Origin of the sequence: Planococcus beigongshangi (assembly GCF_016820495.1) — a bacterium.
Classification (GTDB): Bacteria; Bacillota; Bacilli; order Bacillales_A; family Planococcaceae; genus Planococcus; species Planococcus beigongshangi.
The window spans coordinates 23,882-40,015 of the sequence record NZ_JADHDU010000009.1 but is presented as its reverse complement, the minus strand read 5'-3'; the positions used below and the strand labels follow the sequence as shown (position 1 = coordinate 40,015).

The 16,134-nt window shown below is 49.1% G+C and carries 22 protein-coding genes and 1 pseudogene; 9 read left to right on the top strand and 14 right to left on the bottom strand.

What is annotated here, in order from left to right; translation table 11 throughout:
• Positions 1-6: 6 nt before the first annotated feature.
• Positions 7-240 carry a hypothetical protein gene (locus IQ294_RS14590; protein WP_238942859.1) on the bottom strand — a complete coding sequence of 78 codons (234 nt, stop codon included), beginning with the start codon at positions 238-240 and terminating at the stop codon, positions 7-9.
• Positions 241-543: 303 nt separating this feature from the next.
• On the opposite strand from IQ294_RS14590, the gene IQ294_RS14585 reads away from it, so the two are divergent.
• Positions 544-1,302 (top strand): class I SAM-dependent methyltransferase, encoded by a 759-nt coding sequence (locus tag IQ294_RS14585; RefSeq protein WP_203334793.1) that lies wholly within the window; start codon positions 544-546, stop codon positions 1,300-1,302.
• 43 nt (positions 1,303-1,345) lie between these two features.
• Here the strand turns inward: IQ294_RS14585 and IQ294_RS14580 are convergent, their stop codons facing one another.
• The 4 genes from IQ294_RS14580 to IQ294_RS14565 all read right to left on the bottom strand — a co-directional run bounded on the left by IQ294_RS14580 (position 1,346) and on the right by IQ294_RS14565 (position 2,742).
• Complete coding sequence (locus IQ294_RS14580; RefSeq protein ID WP_203334792.1) at positions 1,346-1,570, bottom strand: helix-turn-helix domain-containing protein; 225 nt, start codon at positions 1,568-1,570, stop codon at positions 1,346-1,348.
• Between the two features lie 10 nt (positions 1,571-1,580).
• Positions 1,581-2,060 (bottom strand): DUF2975 domain-containing protein, encoded by a 480-nt coding sequence (locus tag IQ294_RS14575; protein ID WP_203334791.1) that lies wholly within the window; start codon positions 2,058-2,060, stop codon positions 1,581-1,583.
• A 133-nt stretch (positions 2,061-2,193) separates the two neighbouring features.
• Positions 2,194-2,376 carry a hypothetical protein gene (locus IQ294_RS14570; protein ID WP_203334790.1) on the bottom strand — a complete coding sequence of 61 codons (183 nt, stop codon included), beginning with the start codon at positions 2,374-2,376 and terminating at the stop codon, positions 2,194-2,196.
• Positions 2,377-2,385: 9 nt separating this feature from the next.
• Positions 2,386-2,742: a DUF1801 domain-containing protein gene (locus tag IQ294_RS14565; protein ID WP_203334789.1), complete on the bottom strand. Its 357-nt coding sequence runs from the start codon at positions 2,740-2,742 to the stop codon at positions 2,386-2,388.
• A 155-nt stretch (positions 2,743-2,897) separates the two neighbouring features.
• Between IQ294_RS14565 and IQ294_RS14560 the strand changes: the two genes are divergently transcribed.
• Positions 2,898-3,320 (top strand): helix-turn-helix domain-containing protein, encoded by a 423-nt coding sequence (locus tag IQ294_RS14560; protein ID WP_203334788.1) that lies wholly within the window; start codon positions 2,898-2,900, stop codon positions 3,318-3,320.
• 192 nt (positions 3,321-3,512) lie between these two features.
• On the opposite strand, the gene IQ294_RS14555 is transcribed toward IQ294_RS14560, so the two are convergent.
• On the bottom strand, positions 3,513-4,073 hold the full coding sequence (locus IQ294_RS14555) for a maltose acetyltransferase domain-containing protein (protein WP_203334787.1): 561 nt from the start codon (positions 4,071-4,073) through the stop codon (positions 3,513-3,515).
• Positions 4,074-4,298: 225 nt separating this feature from the next.
• Between IQ294_RS14555 and IQ294_RS14550 the strand changes: the two are divergent.
• A pseudogene (locus IQ294_RS14550) lies at positions 4,299-4,742 on the top strand (DUF4385 domain-containing protein); the annotation flags it as partial.
• Positions 4,743-5,398: 656 nt separating this feature from the next.
• Here the strand turns inward: IQ294_RS14550 and IQ294_RS14540 are convergent.
• The 3 genes from IQ294_RS14540 to IQ294_RS14530 form a co-directional block, all read right to left on the bottom strand.
• On the bottom strand, positions 5,399-5,860 hold the full coding sequence (locus tag IQ294_RS14540; RefSeq protein ID WP_349291373.1) for an HIT family protein: 462 nt from the start codon (positions 5,858-5,860) through the stop codon (positions 5,399-5,401).
• Positions 5,857-6,159, bottom strand: a complete 303-nt coding sequence (locus IQ294_RS14535) for a TIGR04104 family putative zinc finger protein (RefSeq protein ID WP_203334785.1) — start codon at positions 6,157-6,159, stop codon at positions 5,857-5,859. The genes IQ294_RS14540 and IQ294_RS14535 overlap by 4 nt, the downstream gene beginning before the upstream one ends.
• A gap of 72 nt (positions 6,160-6,231) precedes the next feature.
• Complete coding sequence (locus IQ294_RS14530; RefSeq protein WP_203334784.1) at positions 6,232-6,444, bottom strand: hypothetical protein; 213 nt, start codon at positions 6,442-6,444, stop codon at positions 6,232-6,234.
• 185 nt (positions 6,445-6,629) lie between these two features.
• Here IQ294_RS14530 and IQ294_RS14525 point away from each other — a divergent pair, with 185 nt between their 5' ends.
• Positions 6,630-7,457, top strand: a complete 828-nt coding sequence (locus tag IQ294_RS14525; RefSeq protein WP_203334783.1) for an undecaprenyl-diphosphate phosphatase — start codon at positions 6,630-6,632, stop codon at positions 7,455-7,457.
• Between the two features lie 35 nt (positions 7,458-7,492).
• On the opposite strand, the gene IQ294_RS14520 is transcribed toward IQ294_RS14525, so the two are convergent.
• Together IQ294_RS14520 and IQ294_RS14515 are read right to left on the bottom strand one after the other, a co-directional pair.
• Positions 7,493-7,900, bottom strand: a complete 408-nt coding sequence (locus IQ294_RS14520; RefSeq protein WP_203334782.1) for a hypothetical protein — start codon at positions 7,898-7,900, stop codon at positions 7,493-7,495.
• 123 nt (positions 7,901-8,023) lie between these two features.
• Complete coding sequence (locus IQ294_RS14515; protein ID WP_203334781.1) at positions 8,024-8,239, bottom strand: hypothetical protein; 216 nt, start codon at positions 8,237-8,239, stop codon at positions 8,024-8,026.
• 186 nt (positions 8,240-8,425) lie between these two features.
• Between IQ294_RS14515 and IQ294_RS14510 the strand changes: the two genes are divergently transcribed.
• The 3 genes from IQ294_RS14510 to IQ294_RS14500 all read left to right on the top strand — a co-directional run bounded on the left by IQ294_RS14510 (position 8,426) and on the right by IQ294_RS14500 (position 10,707).
• Positions 8,426-9,331 carry a TIGR01777 family oxidoreductase gene (locus tag IQ294_RS14510; RefSeq protein ID WP_203334780.1) on the top strand — a complete coding sequence of 302 codons (906 nt, stop codon included), beginning with the start codon at positions 8,426-8,428 and terminating at the stop codon, positions 9,329-9,331.
• A gap of 342 nt (positions 9,332-9,673) precedes the next feature.
• The gene (locus IQ294_RS14505) at positions 9,674-10,330 is read left to right on the top strand and encodes a DUF4085 family protein (protein WP_203334779.1); all 657 of its coding nucleotides are present in this window, start codon (positions 9,674-9,676) and stop codon (positions 10,328-10,330) included.
• Positions 10,331-10,524: 194 nt separating this feature from the next.
• Positions 10,525-10,707 (top strand): hypothetical protein, encoded by a 183-nt coding sequence (locus IQ294_RS14500; protein ID WP_203334778.1) that lies wholly within the window; start codon positions 10,525-10,527, stop codon positions 10,705-10,707.
• A gap of 81 nt (positions 10,708-10,788) precedes the next feature.
• Here IQ294_RS14500 and IQ294_RS14495 read toward each other — a convergent pair whose 3' ends face one another.
• Complete coding sequence (locus IQ294_RS14495) at positions 10,789-11,427, bottom strand: CPBP family intramembrane glutamic endopeptidase (RefSeq protein WP_203334777.1); 639 nt, start codon at positions 11,425-11,427, stop codon at positions 10,789-10,791.
• A 5-nt stretch (positions 11,428-11,432) separates the two neighbouring features.
• Complete coding sequence (locus IQ294_RS14490; RefSeq protein WP_203334776.1) at positions 11,433-12,230, bottom strand: alpha/beta fold hydrolase; 798 nt, start codon at positions 12,228-12,230, stop codon at positions 11,433-11,435.
• A 583-nt stretch (positions 12,231-12,813) separates the two neighbouring features.
• Between IQ294_RS14490 and IQ294_RS14485 the strand changes: the two genes are divergently transcribed.
• Positions 12,814-14,874 (top strand): penicillin-binding transpeptidase domain-containing protein, encoded by a 2,061-nt coding sequence (locus tag IQ294_RS14485; RefSeq protein ID WP_203334775.1) that lies wholly within the window; start codon positions 12,814-12,816, stop codon positions 14,872-14,874.
• Between the two features lie 200 nt (positions 14,875-15,074).
• On the opposite strand, the gene IQ294_RS14480 is transcribed toward IQ294_RS14485, so the two are convergent.
• A complete protein-coding gene (locus IQ294_RS14480) occupies positions 15,075-15,347 on the bottom strand; it encodes a hypothetical protein (protein WP_203334774.1) in 273 nt (90 codons plus the stop codon).
• 135 nt (positions 15,348-15,482) lie between these two features.
• On the opposite strand from IQ294_RS14480, the gene IQ294_RS14475 reads away from it, so the two are divergent.
• Positions 15,483-15,962 carry a DinB family protein gene (locus tag IQ294_RS14475; RefSeq protein ID WP_203334773.1) on the top strand — a complete coding sequence of 160 codons (480 nt, stop codon included), beginning with the start codon at positions 15,483-15,485 and terminating at the stop codon, positions 15,960-15,962.
• The last annotated feature ends 172 nt before the right edge of the window (positions 15,963-16,134 follow it).

The following is a 16,134-nucleotide window of genomic DNA, read 5'->3' as shown; positions in this document are numbered from 1 at the left end:
GGAAGATCAAAAAAGATAATGCATGACCAATTGATACACAGCGACGGCAAATCCGAGAAGGCTTGCTTTCAATTTTGCCGGATGATATCTTTCATTGCCGTACAGATAGAAGCACATCCCGATAAATCCAAGCGGAAACATCAATTCGAAAGTACCTTCGGACGATGTGCGGGTGTAAATCGGGAGGATCCAGGCGCTGATCAGGAAATAAAAGATCAAGGTGAACCGCCTCGTTTCCATTTCTTTGCTCCATCTTGAAAGCAGAAAAATAGCGATAGCTGCAATAATTATAAAAGGTATGGATGGGAGCATAAGGCTAACGCCATTTCCAAGGTCGAATTCCATGTAAATCACCTCCTGCCAAATTTTTTCTGTTATGTTTATTTTAACTTAATATTCCTGTAAAATATTCAGAAACTGGAAATTTTCTTTTGTATATTGTCCCAAAAGTTTTCAAGTAGAAGAAAATAGGCCAAAAGGTTTTCATTTTCAGAAAAAAGGGAATACTTCCGGAATGAAAAATAAGCAAAGGAGGGCATCCGGATGTTGGGCTATTATAGCAAGCTGTCTACAGAAGTCTATGGCGTCGATAAGCCGATCGGCACATCATTCGGTGATGTGGAATTCTATTTGGAAAGGCTCAAAGGAATAGCGGGGAAAATTCTTGAACCGGCTACCGGAACAGGACGAATGCTTGTGCCTTTGCTTGAGAACGGTTTGGATGTGGACGGTTTTGACAGCTCAGAGGAAATGTTGGAAATGTGCAGGAAGAACTGCAAAGTACGCGGATTGAAGCCCGAATTGTTTGAGGCGGATATGGAGACTTTTTCGCTTGACAGGGAATACGAGGCAATCATCATTCCGGCCGGCACGTTCCTGTTGCTCCACGAACGCGAGGCATCGCTCCGCGCACTGAAGAATTTCCATGCACATTTGAAGCCGGGCGGAAAACTGATTGTGGATCTCTATCTGCCGACGGACGATGAGATCGGGCATTCCACGCTGCGTTCATGGGAACTGGACGACGGGGCAGTCATCACGCTTGAAACTACACTCAAAGAAATTGACTTTATCAATCAGTTCAGTATTGCGCATAATCATTATGAACATTGGAAATGTGGGAAACTTTTGGGGACAGAGCTGGAACCTTTTGCGATGCGCTGGTATGGCGTCGAAGAATTCCGGACGATACTCGAAGACCACGGTTTCGGCGACATCGTCATTTCCGCAGATTACGAGCACGGTAAATACCCGGAAAACCGCCAGCAAAGCATTACATTTGAAGCGGTTGCGCGGAAATGAAACCGGAGATATAAAAAAGAGCCAGGAAATTTCCCGGCTCTTTTTATTTTGCATCTAATTGTGTATCATCCCGGTATTCCAGAATGTCGCCTGGTTGGCAGTCGAGAGCTTTGCAGATCGCTTCAAGAGTCGAAAAGCGGATCGCTTTCGCTTTGCCGTTCTTCAAAATCGACAGATTGGCCATCGTAATGCCAACTTTTTCCGTCAATTCGGTCACACTCATTTTCCGTTTTGCCAGCATCACATCAATATTGATAATAATCGCCATTTCCGCCACCTCAGACCGTTAAATCGTTTTCAGATTTTATTTCTATCGCGTTTTCCAACAGCTTCTGGAGCACTGCCGCAAAGACGGCAATGACAAAGGCACCGAATGTGATGACCATGCCGAGTCCGCCGAGTCCAGGCGCATCATCGACCTGTGCCGTGTAAAGAATGGCAGGCAGGCAGAGAATGTAGATGCCGGTGATCGTCAGCGCACAATACTTGATGTTCTTAATCGCTTTGACAGACAGCTCGGAAAAAGCCGTGCCTTTGTCGATGTAGCTGAGCAATTTCAGGGACTGGTACAGCGCAATGAAATAGGCAATCGCCGTGATATAGAGGGCGATCATCAAGATGTATTGCAGCAATGGCCATTCCGGCAGCATGTCGCCCATGAAAGCGCTCATCGGCGGCACGACAAAGATGCAGATTGCCAGCACCGGTAACGCCATCAGTACGATGACGATTTTCAAAAAAATTGTTTCCCGTTTCATATCCAGCACCTCTTTAAGATTTCTTAACTTTAAGATACCATAAAGTTTATCGAATATCAATAAATAATTATTGAATGTAGAAAAACCGGCAAGAGAAGTTTGAAGCTTTTCTCCGCCGGTGTTCACTTTGCATCTATTGTCCAGCATCTTTCAACTGGTGTCGGGCATTGATGTAAAAGAATGTTGCGACGAGGAAAAGAATGACGTTCGCAAACATGGTGATGCCGGCGTAATCATCCGCGAGCCATGTGAAATTGATCAAGTTGATGAACATGATCAAAGTTAGGCATATGTATAATCCTTGCAATCCTTTCATGGAATCACCTCACTTCCTGTTCAAATCGACCGCATCCCAAATCAGGAATTTCAGCTGCTCTTCGTTGATATCAGCTGCTTTCCGGATGCGTACATGGCGCATCTTCTTGCCGTCGCCTTCAAGCAGATGATTACGGTCTTCGAGTTCCGTTCCGCGGTAAAAGCCGAAATTGACATGAGTTTTGGCGGTCTGCATATAACACACGAGACCATCTTTCGAATAGCTCGGCTTCGACCATTTAATCTGTTCTTCGATTTCGGGATATGCCTCAAATACTACGCTTCTCAAATGCTTCACAAGGTCCTGCACCGGTTCGCCCAGGCCATCGATGAAATCGTCCACTTGCGGATCCAGTTTGCTTTGCATGCTGCCGCCCCCTTTTTTCCATTATAACGGTAATGGGGGGAAGAAGGGCTGTTTTCAGAATTCTTCATTAAAATAAAATCTGACAGATTGGTTTTATTTATAAGTAAAAAGGTGTTATGTTTTATTTATAAATAAAATCGGGAGTGTTGAAGAAAATGGATTTTAACGCGAAAAATTTTGGGGGAATTTTGAGGTTTCTGCGGGAACATGACGGTTTGTCGATGCTGTCGCTGGGGAAGAAACTGGGGACGTCGGCGAGTCGGATCAAAAGTTGGGAAAACGGCGATTCCGTGCCGTCCGCAAAATGGATTGTGGCGCTCAGCAGCGTGCTGGAAGTGCCGGTGGATGTATTGCTCACCACGCCGAAAGAGGAAATTATTCATCACAGCGACCAGGAATGGGATGACATGATGAGCGATGTGGCGGAAAAAGGCGATGTGACCTCAGAAGAAAAGGTGGTGGCGGAGATGACGCGGGCGGATTATCTGGAGGGGTTGTCGTCCATAACAGCGACGCTCGGGAAGCAGGATCTGCTCGAATTATATACGCTGGCGAAATTGAAGGCGGAAAAAGCGTAACGGCGGACATAATTTTTTAACGGCGGATATAAATTCTCATCGACGGATATATTCTCTCATCGGCGGATATAATTTTTCAATGACGGATATATTCTCCCATCGACGGATATATCCAAAAACGACGCCACCCTCGGCGAAAAGCCCTGATCAGAGCAGAAAAAAGGGCGCATTTCATATTCGAAATGCATCCCTTCACATGTTGATTTCGTTGATTACAACAGCCGGGTTGCCGCCGACCACCGTGTTCGGCGGGACGTCTTTCACAACGACGGCACCGGAAGCGATGACGGCGTTGTCGCCGATCGTCACGCCCGGATTGATGACGGCGCGGCCGCCGATCCAGACATTATTGCCGATCGTCACCGGCTTGCCGTATTCCTTGCCGGCGGCGCGGTCTTTCGGATGGAGCGGATGAGTGGCCGTGTAGATGTGGACACCCGGCCCGAGCAGGCAATTGTCGCCAAAACGGATTTCACAAACATCCAGCAGGCACGTGTCAAAATTGGCATAGAAATTATCGCCGATGTGAATGTTATAACCATAATCGCAGCGGATATTCGGCTCTACATAAAACGAATCGCCGGTCGACCCGAGCAATTCCTGCAGCCGCAGCTTGCGGTCCATTCCGTCCATCTCGGATAATTTATTGAACAGGCGGCTCAGCCGCCGCGCATTCAGCCGGTCATTCACAAGCGTCTTATCCCGTGGGTCATACAATTCCCCGGCCAGCATTTTCTCTTTTTCCGTCTTCATTCGCTCCACCCCTTCATGAAACTCATTATCGCTATTATAGCAGTTATTTCACGAATAAAAACGGCCGGCTTTTCCATTCCAGCCGGCAGGATCTGATGGAATGAAGGATTTATTCAATTGCCAGCTTACGGATTTCCAATTTTATTGAACAAAAGGATTTATTGCCGGATGGCCCTGCATTTTTCTGAGAAAAGGGGGTATGGATTCCATAAGGAGTGATGGCGGATGGCGTTTGACTACGACTTGGATTATGAAAAGCTGGACTTGCGGAAACATCCCGAGCTGTACCGGGTGGGAAAAGGCGAGCAGGGTGTGCTGCTGGTCGAGCCGTATAAGAGCGAGATTTTGCCGCATTGGCGGTTCAAGACGCCGGAAATTGCGCAGGAATCGTGCGACAAGATTTCGGAAATGTTCGAGGAATACCGCGAACAGGATGATTTCGTCGGCATGGATATGGCGCGGAAATTCATCCAGATGGGCTATACGCGGGCGCGGCGTTATACGAATTACAAAGGCGGCCGTAAATACAATGAAGACCGCACCATCAAAGAGCGGCAGATCGACCCGGTGAAAGCGGAGTCGGCGGCGATTTTCAAGAAGCGCTGGGATGAAATCAGGGAAGACGAAGATTACAACCGGCGCAAGCGGAAGCATCAGAACAAGTACGGCGAGTTAAAATCCAAAAATAAAAAGGCGGATCAATCGATGGGCGAAAATGATTTTCCAAAAGGCGTCGGAAAACCGGCCACCAGGGCGCTGATTGGAGCGGGATACACCAAAGTCGAACAATTGAAGGACGTCACGGAAAAAGAAATCCTGGATCTGCACGGCGTCGGCCCGAAGGCGATTCAGGTGCTGAAGAAAGAGCTCGCTTCAAAAGGATTGGAATTCAAAAAGTGAAAGCTTGCACCTGATATTCCGCAGGTGCAGGCTTTTTCATTAATATGATAGGGCCCATTTTTCAGTTATGCCCAACTTGGGTCTGGATATGCCCAAGTTCGACAAGGTTATGCCCAACTTGGGTCCGGATATGCCCAACTTTCAAAGGAATACGCCCAACTCCAGAAATTCCCCTAAAAAAAGGCATCAGCCACCTGCAATTTGCATCTCCAGTCAAACCCCATATTGAAAAAATCTTCGCAGCTGCGAAGATTTCCGGAAAGAAGGAGTTTTTCGCCATGCGAAAAACGTCCGCTGCGGGATGGGCCTGGGGCTTCCGCTTTTCGGCGGGCTGCAGGCGAAAAGCAACCACCCATCAATTGATTGAACTTCGGCTTTTTAAAAGTTCGTGTACAAAAAAACGCCATTCCAACCGGAACGGCGTTTTAAACTGCAGTCATTTCTTCAACAAGCTTCGCCAGGCGCTCCCGCGTCTCCGGCAATTTCGCTTTCAAATCTCCGTTATCCCAGACCTCATCCGTATAAAAACTGGAGAAGTCCTGATCCTGCATACGCGGCACGACATGCATGTGGAAATGCGTGAGGTCGTCAAACGAGCCGCCATTCTGGCAGATGGAAATGCCGTCTGGCGCGAATTCAGCACGGACCGCACGCGACAGTAATTGCGCCGCGGCCATCAAAGCAGCGGCCGCGTCCGCATCGAATTCGTCGATAAAGCGGAAATGCCCCTTCGGCAGGATCAAGACGTGTCCTTCATTGAACGGATCGTGGTCGAGGATGCAGGTGACAAAATTATCTTCATAGACGACATGCGCGTCCATTTCCATATTGGCGAGTGTGCAGCCGAGGCATTGCGTTTCATGGGCCGTTTTTCTAATCTCCTTCACCATAACGGTTCGTTGTCATCCGACAATTCCACCAGATACGGGTAGGTCACCATGAACGCGGCGAACAGCGCCAGCGCAAACGGCAGGATTGCAGCGATCTGAATATCAAAGAACATGCCTGACAGGATTAAAATCGGAGCCGGGAAAAAATTCAGCACGGCCATCCGTTTCCTTGATTTCTTCGTCAGATATTGGGTGTGCCCGCATTCCGGACATTCCATGCCTTCCCCTAACGTAAACGATTTGCGCAAAGTCGTTCCCCATGACCATTGATGTTTGCAGTGCTGACAGTGCGGCATCTGAGGTCCTCCCTTCTAAAATCTGTATTTCTTCTATTCCAAAGCTGCTGTATTCAGCGAAAGACTTCGATGTCAGTTTGCGGTGCTGCGTTTCTTTTTCCGGTATAGGAAGCGCCAGGTGTAGTAAACCACTAAGCCGCCGCCGAGTACGATGAGGTTAAGGAAAGGAACCTGCCCGTCATTGAGAAAAAGGCCGATAGCACCGATGATAAAGGCCGGCACCATGATCCAGAACCACATCCTCACTTCTTTGTTCCTGAAACTCATCTCAACACGTTCTGCCATATCCATCACCCTTCCGGATTTTTATCATATTCATATCATGCCATAGTATTTATACGAATGAAACAATTGGAAGTTTCAAGGGAATCTTACAGATATATATTTTCAAAACAGCAGTAAATCAAGCAACTTCCGTTGTAAAAATGCGTTTATTTAGAAAGAGTCGAGAATAGAAAGCAGGATGAGACATGGAATGGTTAGATTTACTGAAGGCCCTGATCTTGGGATTTGTGGAAGGCATGACAGAATTTGCGCCTGTGTCATCGACGGGACATTTGATCATCGTGGATGATATGTGGCTGAAATCACAGGAGTTTCTCGGCAAATACCCGGCAAATACGTTTAAGATCGTCATCCAATTGGGATCGATTCTGGCCGTGGTCGTCGTGTTCTGGAAGCGGCTGTTCAGTTTGGTCGGCCTGTATAAAATCGAAGGGCAAACGGCCAATACCAGCTTCAACTTATTGCACGTCATCGTCGGCATGATGCCGGCAGTCATTCTTGGCTTTGCGTTCAAAGAGTTGATCGATGACCACCTGTTCGGCGTCGAGACGGTCATCTACGCATTGATCGCCGGTTCGATCCTGATGATCATTGCTGATAAATTCGGCCCGAAAACGCCGACCGTCAACAGCCTCGATGAGATTACCTATCTCCAGGCATTGAAAGTCGGAATGGTGCAGACGCTGTCGCTTTGGCCAGGGTTCTCACGTTCCGGCGCAACGATTTCCGGAGGGGTGCTGTTCGGACTGAATCATCGTACGGCAGCGGATTTCACATTCATCATGGCCGTGCCGATCATGTTTGGTGCGAGTCTCGTGTCCGTCCTGAAAAACTGGGAATACATGTCGATGGACTATTTCCCGTTCTACGCCGTCGGTTTTGTCAGCTCGTTCATCTTCGCGTTGATTTCGATCCGTTTCTTCCTGAAACTGATTTCGAAGATCAAGCTGATGCCGTTTGCGGTTTACCGCATGGTGCTCGCAGCGGTATTGATTGTCATCATGTATTTTTAGCTAAGGGAAAAGAGGTGCTGCCTAACGTCAAAACGTTAGTGCAACACCTCTTTTTTTGATTTTAAGGAAATGAAGCCGAGAGCGCCGAGCAATAGTTGAAGCATACCGGCCAAAAACAAATAGACGGTCGGCAAATACCATTCGCCGATCAAAAACACCGGCATGAGTGTACAGGCTAAGCAAAAAGCGCCCAGAAAAGCGGCGATTCCGAAAACAGCTCGATGGTCCTTGAACCAGCCGATAGCGGCGGCAGCGGCGTTTCCTCCGCCGAACACGATCATTCCGAAAAGAGCGAGTGCCGCCCAGCTGCCGAACGGCATCACGCCGCTCCATTCGGGCGGGAATTCGGCGAACATCCCTTGGCCGGATAACATTGTTATCCCAAGATAGAATGCGCCGAGCGATAAGAGGAAAGAATAAGTACTGACGATGGTTTTGATCATAGATGGGCCACTCCTTCATTAATTGGTTAAGGAGTATGACTCCTGATTCATGGAAAGGTTTCAGGAGACGGCAAACGCCCACCCGATCTTAGGAAGATCGAATGGGCGCAGGCTATGGGTCGTTTAGTTTTCGTCATGGAAATTACATTCGAACAGTTTAATGTCAAAACCGGATTTCACGACTTTCGGGAAGCCGCCCTGATCGTAGCATTGATCGGATGAAGCCTTCACTTGCTGGTAGCTGAAATAGGACTGGACTGCGAAAACGATGGCGAATAAGAGCAGACAGCCGCTGAGCAATAAAATCGGCATTTTCCATTTGTTCTCTGGCTTTTTCATGGTGTCACTCCCATCTGATGAGCTTATAAATTTTATTGGTATAGTAAAAGATTAACATACTACAGGGATCCGTTCAGCGGAAATTCTAAAGAATGAATGAAATCAGATAAATTTGAGAAAAAGTGAATCTTTTCCAGTTGTTCAAACGTCTAAGAGATACAGAAATAAAACAGAAGGGGTTTTGACATGCTGAAAAAGATTGTGTTGGCGGGCGGTACAGGGTTTATCGGACAATATCTGGAGCGGGCGTATACAAATGATGGGTATATCGTACATATTATTTCGCGGCAGCCGGGCCAGGTTTCATGGAATGATGAAAGGGCGATCGTCGATGCACTGGAAGGTGCGGAGATGCTTGTCAATCTGGCAGGGAAATCGGTGAATTGCCGGTACACGGAAAAGAATAAACGTGAAATTTATGAATCGCGCACGCGTACGACCGAAGCGCTCGGAACAGCAATCCTGAAATGCAAGACTCCGCCCAAATTGTGGATCAACTCGAGCACCGCCACAATTTACCGCCACGCAGAAGACCGCCCGATGACAGAATCGACAGGCGAACTCGGCACCGGTTTTTCAGTGGATGTCGGTAAAGCCTGGGAAGACGTCTTTTTCCGCTTCAAATTGCCGAAAACCCGTCAGGCCGCGCTGCGTATGGCCATTGTCCTCGGGGCAGACGGCGGGGTGATGGAGCCCTATGTGAATATGGTCCGTTTCGGGCTCGGCGGCAAACAAGGTGAAGGCAAGCAGATGTTCAGCTGGGTCCATATCGAAGACGTCTGTCGCATCATCGAATTCCTGAAACAGCGAAAAGACCTGCAGGGAATCTTCAACGTTTCAGCGCCGAATCCTGTCACCAATAAAGAATTGATGGCCCATATGCGCCAGGCAATGGGGCGGCGTGCGGGCTTGCCGGCACAGAAATGGATGCTGGAACTCGGCGCCATGGTCCTCGGCACCGAAACGGAATTGATCCTGAAAAGCCGCTGGGTACTGCCCGAGCGCCTTGAAAAAGAGGGCTTCCGTTTCCAATTCGATCATTTGGACCGCGCATTGTGGCAAATTGTGCAAGAACTGAAACAGGAACAATAATAGCTGCTGTTCCGCTTCATTGCGGAACAGTTTTTGCTTTTTAGCGCCCAAATTCATCATTTTGAAGCCTGAGCTGGGAGAAAGCCGGTGCGCCGGAGACGAAATCGTGCAAATGAGAGCTGAATATAGTGCGATTCGGGATTTGTGATCGGGATACAAGCGTTTGTGATCGGCATACGGCCATTTGTGATCGGGATAACCTGTTTTGTGATCGGCAAGACTTTATTCATGGAAGTAAACCGCGATATACAATGAAGTTGAGATGAAATATATCAGATAAAAATTCATTTCTTAAACAAGAGAGGGTATAATCTCTTTTAAGAAGAGTTTAGGGGGAAGAGGATGAAATACTTTACGAAAGAATGGTATGACGAGATGCAAGTGTCAGGTTTTCTGGCTTTCCCTGAGACAGAAGAAGAATGGGAAAAGAATCTGGCATGGCGCCGTGAAGAAGGAATTGACGCGGGCGAAATACAACGCCGGGACTTGGCGGAAAAGAAAGAAGACCTATTGAAATTCCTGCCTGAATCATTTCATCCCTATATCTATGACGGTACGATAAACTCCACATACCCGACGCCTGAACTGCGTGAGATGACGGCCAAATGGGAAGCGGATTATGAAGCACGCGTTGATGCGCTGCTGGATGATTACAGCAGACATTACGAATCCATCAAAGATTCCCTGCCGGCCGGTGTTGTGCAGCTGACAGAGAAAAGCCTTCATGACTGTGTCATCAAAAGCATCGATCGCGGCGCAGAAGATGAACTGATATTTCTCATCGACTGCAGCGGCGGCTTCCATTATTTCAAAGACATCCGCGTAACATTCACCGGGGTCAAGGAAGCGACGATTCCTGAGAACCTGACGGACGCGGTCTGGCTCTATAACGAAATCTACCTGAACGGCAGCGATTTCGAATTGCACGTACTGTTCGACCGGCCGATGACGGAAATGACGCTGGTGTGCCGGGATGTCCACATTGAGGAAATGGAATAAAGGCATAAAATTCATCAACTCTATATAAAAAGAATGCCCCTGGCGCTCCAAGCCGGGGGCATAATTGTAGATGGAAATAAAAATGGATAATAAAAATTGTAACTTTTTCCCTATTCATCCGTATTACAGACAAGAAGCTTTTTTCAAGACGGTTTTGACGTACAAAAATACTGAACTTACAAGGAGAGGTATCTATGACTATTGGAATTATTGGTTTGCTTTCAATCATTGTCTGGTATATGGCTGTAAAAGAGTTATCCAAACCTGAGAAAAATCAGAGCAACCGAAAAATCATTACATTAACTTCTTCAGGGACATTATTAACCTTAATCTTGACCGTTTCACTTTTCCAGAACTTTAATTTTTTCGGAAATTAACGAGTCAAGGCCAATAGGACATTCCATTCCGTGAGAAAATCTGTTTATACAGAATCTGCGGCTGGAATGTCTTTTTGTTTATCAACGCACCATAAACCAATAAACGCAGACAATGCCAATATCTCCAAGAGCATGCCCGATGATCGTCGCCGTGATCGAACCTGTGCGTTCACGGACATAGCCCCAGAACAAGCCGGCGATCAAAACGGGAATGACGGCGACAAGTGTATACGTCACTTCGAAAAGCTGCATGATCGTCAGCACATGATACAGTGTATAGAACACGCCCGTCACCGCAATGGCTTTGGCCGCATTGCCGGTGTTGCGGACCTTCTCAAACATATAGCCCCGCCAGTACACTTCTTCCAGCACCGGGTTCAATAAAAGCAGCACGAGGATGAGCCAGATCTCAGCCGGTCCGATAAATCCCCAGGCAACGAGCAGCGCCCGCAGCTCTTCGACATCCAGCAAATACTCATGAAAGAAGAGCATGCCGCCGAATATGAAGATGAAAAAGACTAGGCCACTGGCCACCCCGAGAAGGATCCCTTCCTTCGACACGTTCATCCGTTCTTTCGGAAAAGCTTTCCCCAGCAGCGGAACCCCGAGCAGCCAGCCGTAAAACAAAAGAAAAGTCACAGCAACACTCTCAAACAGCTGCAGACCGATGAACATCATAATGGTCGGACCGATGAGCAGTAGAATCATTTTCAATTTCATTGTCTTCACTCCATTGTGTCAGCAGGATAGTGGGCGGCAATCGGCTGCAAAAAGCGGTCGACCGCAGTGTTGAATTGTCCGAACGAACGCGTCGGCACCTGATGGTCACCGCCTTCGATGAATACGACTCTTGTCTGCGGCGCCGCTCTCAGAAACGGGAACCGGTAATGGTGCATCGGCTTTTCAAGCGACCCATAGACGAGAAGGATCGGCATTTTCAAGCGGTGCAGCGAATAGGTCGATCTATAATCCAAGCCGGTGCGGCAGAATTCATAGGCACGCTGCGGATCGGTCTTGCGTGCGAGCCGGTAGATTTTATCTTCGTCTGCCTCATAGTATTTATTCAACTTGGCCTGCAGTTTTGCCGCAACCGGCAGCATCCGGAATTTCGACAGGTACATGACCGTCTTGATGAAGAATTTCGGCGAAAAATTATTTAATTCCGAATAGCCGCCAGAGAGGATGATGGCGATGGTCCGTTCCGGGTATTTCAGCGCGAATTCCTGGGCGACGAGGCCGCCGTGCGAATAGCTGCAGACGACCACTTTATCGACGCCGATCCGGTCGAGCAGCTTTTTCAGATGATCGGCGAGCAGGTCGATGGTCAGCGGCAAGTCGCCGGAAGTGCTGTTGCCGTGGCCCGCCATGTCGAAAAAGATCGTCTGGTAGCGGCCGGCAAGCGCTTCCTGGTGCATGAAGACGCTGTGCGCCATCACGAACGGATGGATGAACACAATCGGCAGCCCAGTGCCTTTCTTTTGATAATAAAGCGTCAGCGAATCGTCGATTTTGGCATAGGGCATCAAATTTTCACTCCTAAACAAATAAATGCATATTTAAGTGGAATACCCTGTGGGCTGGAGAGGTGAAACGTGAAGTTGCGGGAAGGTGGGAGATAAACGGGCGGATCAGTGAGATAAACCGGGTTATCCGTGAGACAAACCATCGTATCCGTTAAACAAATCACGCTATCCGTTAAACAACCTCAGCCGTCTGCGAGGTACCGCCATCCAGTGAGCTTAACTCCGATATCGGCCGAAAGACGGGCGGGCCCAGCCCGCCCTGGCAGTCCGCAGCGGCGGACTGCAATCAAACCGGGACCTCCAAGCGGGAGAAGGCTTTCCAAATAGGGGGAATTAAATAAAAGCGCTTATTCGTGAGATAAACGGGGCTATCCGTGAGATAAACCAGGCTATCCGTGAGATAAACCAGCTTATCCGTTAAACAATACCGATTATCCGTTAAACAACCACCGTTATCCGTGAAATAAGCAACCCCAATCACCCACTTTCACATGCCAAAATAGAGGATTATCAGAATTTGCAGAGAATTTAACTGTATATGGAATTATTGGACGCCCCAGCTGAATAGAATGGAGGGAAACGGATGGACAAGAGGCTTCTCGGGGTTCTTGCATTTATTGTTTTGATCATTCTCCTTGCAGGCTGTCAGGAAGATCCGGAAGAAGAGAGCGTGCCGGACGAAGCGAAAGCGGAAGTGGCTTCGGAAGCTGAGCTGCGTGCGCAGCAGTATGTTGAATTGTGGAGCGGTCAGGAGTTTTCGAAGATGTTCGGGTCGTTCCTGAGTCAGGGGGCGAAAGACATTTATGGTTCGCTCAATTTTGTGACTTGGCAGGAAAACATATTCGAGCAGCTCGGCGTCAGTGATGTCAATGTGTCGTATACGCCGCCGGAAAATGGCGGGGAATATCCGAAAGACATGCCGGCGGATTTTAATGTCCAGGTCGGGATGGAAACGTTGGCTGGGCCGATCGAGTTTGAGCAGACATTGACGCTGGTATATGAAACGCATGCGGAAATGGAAGACTGGTTTGTGGAGTGGAACCCCGGTTTGATTTTGCCGAAACTTGAACTGGGGGATGAGGTCGAAGTCCGGATGACCGAACCGAAGCGCGGGGAGCTCGTCGACCGCCATGACAGACCGGTCGCCATGAACAGCGAGGCGATGATGGTGGGCGTCGTGCCGCAGAATTTCAATACGGCCGAGCAGAAACAAAAATTGGCGCGGGCTCTCGGAATCGATGTGGAAGAGATTAACGCGGCCATGAATAAAAGCTGGGTGCAGCCGCATTATTTTGTGCCGATCAAGCAAGTGCCGAGAAGCGATCAGCTGACGCTTGACCGCGTATTTTCAGTGCCGGGCACGAAACAGGAGCCGTCGGATTTCCGTGAATATCCATATGGTGAAGCGCTGGCGCATCTGGTCGGCTATATCGGACCGATCACGGCGGAGCAATTGGGGGAATTGGAAGACGAAGGCTATGGGCCGAATGATATGATTGGCCGCCAGGGGCTGGAACGCGCGCTGGAAAATCAGCTGCGCGGCAAACCGGGCATGCGGGTCATTGCCCACAAAGCGGGAAGCGCTGAGCCGGTGACACTTTTTGAAAATAACGCGGGTGAAAGCCAGGTCATCAAATTGACGATCGACGCCGAACTGCAGAAATCGCTCTATGAATCGATGGGCGGGGAACCCGGCGCAAGTGCAGCGGTCGATCCGGAAACTGGCGAAACGCTGGCACTCGTCAGCTCGCCCTCCTATAACCCGAACGAATTCGTGAAAGGCATCACGGGCTCCCGCTACAACGAATTGACGAATGCTGCGGGCAATCCGCTGTTCATTCGTTTTGCGGCTTCCTATCCGCCCGGCTCCGCAATAAAACCGGTGACCGCGGCGATCGGATTGGCAGGCGGTGCGATCGATCCGGAAGAAGGCGTCACGATCGAAGGCAAGCAGTGGCAGCTGAACGGCTCCTGGGGCGGTTTCCACATCACGCGGCTTCATGACGATGTCGAAAATCCGATCGACTTGCATAAAGCGATCGTCTACTCCGACAATATATATTTTGCGCAAAAGGGGCTTGAAATCGGACGCGAAGAGTTGGTTGCCGGCTTTGGGGATTTCGGTTTTACGGATGAAATTCCGTTCCTGCTGAATCTGCAGCCGTCACAAGTCAGCAATGAGGGCTCACTCGGTTCTGACGGCCAAACAGCGGACACCGCTTATGGCCAGGGGCAGATGCTCATCAATATCCTCCATCTGGCTTCGATGTACCAGCCGTTCGTGAACGGCGGCACGATGTATGAGCCATTGCTGCTGGATGAAGACGAGCCGGCAATTTGGAAAGAAGGTCTTGTGAGCGACGAGGATGCAGAGCTGCTCCGTGCGGCGATGCGCAGCGTAGTGACGGACGGTTACGCGAAATCCGCCAATATCGGTGAAGTGGCGGTCGCGGGCAAGACGGGCACCGCCGAATACAAGATGCGCACTGGTGAGCGCGGCAGCGAAGACGGCTATTTCGTAGGCTACGATTCGGAGGATCCGGGCGTCATCATCGCGATGATGATCGAAGGAATTGAAGACGAATCAAATGGCAGCGATTATGTCGCGGGGAAAGTTGCAGGTGTGCTGGCGAAGCATAAATAAGGATGAGAGGCGGCTGCGGCTGCCTCTTTTTTTGCGGTTTTTTTGGAGTTGGGCATAAATCGGGTGAAGTTGGGCATATCCGGGCAATAGTTGGGCATAAAACTACGGAACTTGGGCATATCCGGTCCCGAGTTGGGCATAACCGGCACGGACCAAAAAACAGCCGGGACAAAGTTCCTGTCCCGGCTGCCATCCCTAATTCAATTCGCTACAAAATACATAGTGAGGAAAAGCAGGAAAAGTCCGATCATCACAGCTGAGCGAATCCACTGGAACGCACTGCTGACACCATTCTTCTTCTCCAGCGTATAAATATATTGGATCACAAAAGCGAGGCCCACACCGGACAGGGCATAGCTGATCGGATCCATCACGAGGAGGAGCAGCTTGAAGACGCCGGCCATGACCAACAGCAGGCCGCCCATTCCCAAAACCATATGTACCGTAATGCCGTTGTTCTTTTCTTCCTGCATGGCAACCTCCTGGAAAAAATTCAGATTCAACCTATTTCGCTGTATCTGCCCGAGATTCCTCTTTTGATGAAATAAAGGATTTCACCCTTTCCGGAAAGAATAAAGACTAACATCAAATTTTACTGGAGGGCACTCATGAAAATGCTGTTTCATTATAATTGGCAAGTCCGGGAAGAATGGTATAGGTGGTGTGAAGAGGTTAGCGGGGAAGAGTTGCTGAAAAAGCGGACAGGCGGCGTCGGCAGCATCCTGGAGACATTGTTCCATATCATCGACACGGAATGGAGCTGGCTCCGCGTGTTGAGGGGGGAAGAAGATTTCAAGGAGGATTTCGCTGAATACAGCAGCCTTGAAAAAGTGCGCGAATTGGATGCCCGGTTCCGCCCTGAAGTGGAGGCATTTGTTGCGAACTGGAATGATGGCCTGGAACATCGGCTGCTCGTTTCCACCGGCTCAGACGGCACCGAATTCACCGACAGCTGGGGGGAAGTGATGCGCCATGTCATTGGACACGAAATCCATCACATCGGCCAGTTGTCGGTATGGTCGAGGGAACTCGGACGGGAGCCTGTATCCGCCGATCTGCTGGGAAGAGGACTGGGGAACCGGAGATGAAATATTCGCAGCAACTGGAAACGCCTGGACAAAACTGTCCAGGCGTTTCCCATTCACTCAAAAGGATTTTTCTTACATAATTATGTTTAAAATTTACAAATCCAATTGACTAATGATATTGTTTATTTATTCTGATAATTGAAAGGGGGAAGTGAGTCAGCAACACAGGTAA

Bases quoted from the DNA above. Each gene is read 5' to 3' on its own strand.
- IQ294_RS14590 (WP_238942859.1), bottom strand. From the start codon at position 240: ATGGAAACGAGGCGGTTCACCTTGATCTTTTATTTCCTGATCAGCGCC.
- IQ294_RS14585 (WP_203334793.1), top strand. From the start codon at position 544: ATGTTGGGCTATTATAGCAAGCTGTCTACAGAAGTCTATGGCGTCGAT.
- IQ294_RS14580 (WP_203334792.1), bottom strand. From the start codon at position 1,570: ATGGCGATTATTATCAATATTGATGTGATGCTGGCAAAACGGAAAATG.
- IQ294_RS14575 (WP_203334791.1), bottom strand. From the start codon at position 2,060: ATGAAACGGGAAACAATTTTTTTGAAAATCGTCATCGTACTGATGGCG.
- IQ294_RS14570 (WP_203334790.1), bottom strand. From the start codon at position 2,376: ATGAAAGGATTGCAAGGATTATACATATGCCTAACTTTGATCATGTTC.
- IQ294_RS14565 (WP_203334789.1), bottom strand. From the start codon at position 2,742: ATGCAAAGCAAACTGGATCCGCAAGTGGACGATTTCATCGATGGCCTG.
- IQ294_RS14560 (WP_203334788.1), top strand. From the start codon at position 2,898: ATGGATTTTAACGCGAAAAATTTTGGGGGAATTTTGAGGTTTCTGCGG.
- IQ294_RS14555 (WP_203334787.1), bottom strand. From the start codon at position 4,073: ATGAAGACGGAAAAAGAGAAAATGCTGGCCGGGGAATTGTATGACCCA.
- IQ294_RS14535 (WP_203334785.1), bottom strand. From the start codon at position 6,159: ATGCCGCACTGTCAGCACTGCAAACATCAATGGTCATGGGGAACGACT.
- IQ294_RS14530 (WP_203334784.1), bottom strand. From the start codon at position 6,444: ATGGCAGAACGTGTTGAGATGAGTTTCAGGAACAAAGAAGTGAGGATG.
- IQ294_RS14525 (WP_203334783.1), top strand. From the start codon at position 6,630: ATGGAATGGTTAGATTTACTGAAGGCCCTGATCTTGGGATTTGTGGAA.
- IQ294_RS14520 (WP_203334782.1), bottom strand. From the start codon at position 7,900: ATGATCAAAACCATCGTCAGTACTTATTCTTTCCTCTTATCGCTCGGC.
- IQ294_RS14515 (WP_203334781.1), bottom strand. From the start codon at position 8,239: ATGAAAAAGCCAGAGAACAAATGGAAAATGCCGATTTTATTGCTCAGC.
- IQ294_RS14510 (WP_203334780.1), top strand. From the start codon at position 8,426: ATGCTGAAAAAGATTGTGTTGGCGGGCGGTACAGGGTTTATCGGACAA.
- IQ294_RS14505 (WP_203334779.1), top strand. From the start codon at position 9,674: ATGAAATACTTTACGAAAGAATGGTATGACGAGATGCAAGTGTCAGGT.
- IQ294_RS14500 (WP_203334778.1), top strand. From the start codon at position 10,525: ATGACTATTGGAATTATTGGTTTGCTTTCAATCATTGTCTGGTATATG.
- IQ294_RS14495 (WP_203334777.1), bottom strand. From the start codon at position 11,427: ATGAAATTGAAAATGATTCTACTGCTCATCGGTCCGACCATTATGATG.
- IQ294_RS14490 (WP_203334776.1), bottom strand. From the start codon at position 12,230: ATGCCCTATGCCAAAATCGACGATTCGCTGACGCTTTATTATCAAAAG.
- IQ294_RS14485 (WP_203334775.1), top strand. From the start codon at position 12,814: ATGGACAAGAGGCTTCTCGGGGTTCTTGCATTTATTGTTTTGATCATT.
- IQ294_RS14480 (WP_203334774.1), bottom strand. From the start codon at position 15,347: ATGCAGGAAGAAAAGAACAACGGCATTACGGTACATATGGTTTTGGGA.
- IQ294_RS14475 (WP_203334773.1), top strand. From the start codon at position 15,483: ATGAAAATGCTGTTTCATTATAATTGGCAAGTCCGGGAAGAATGGTAT.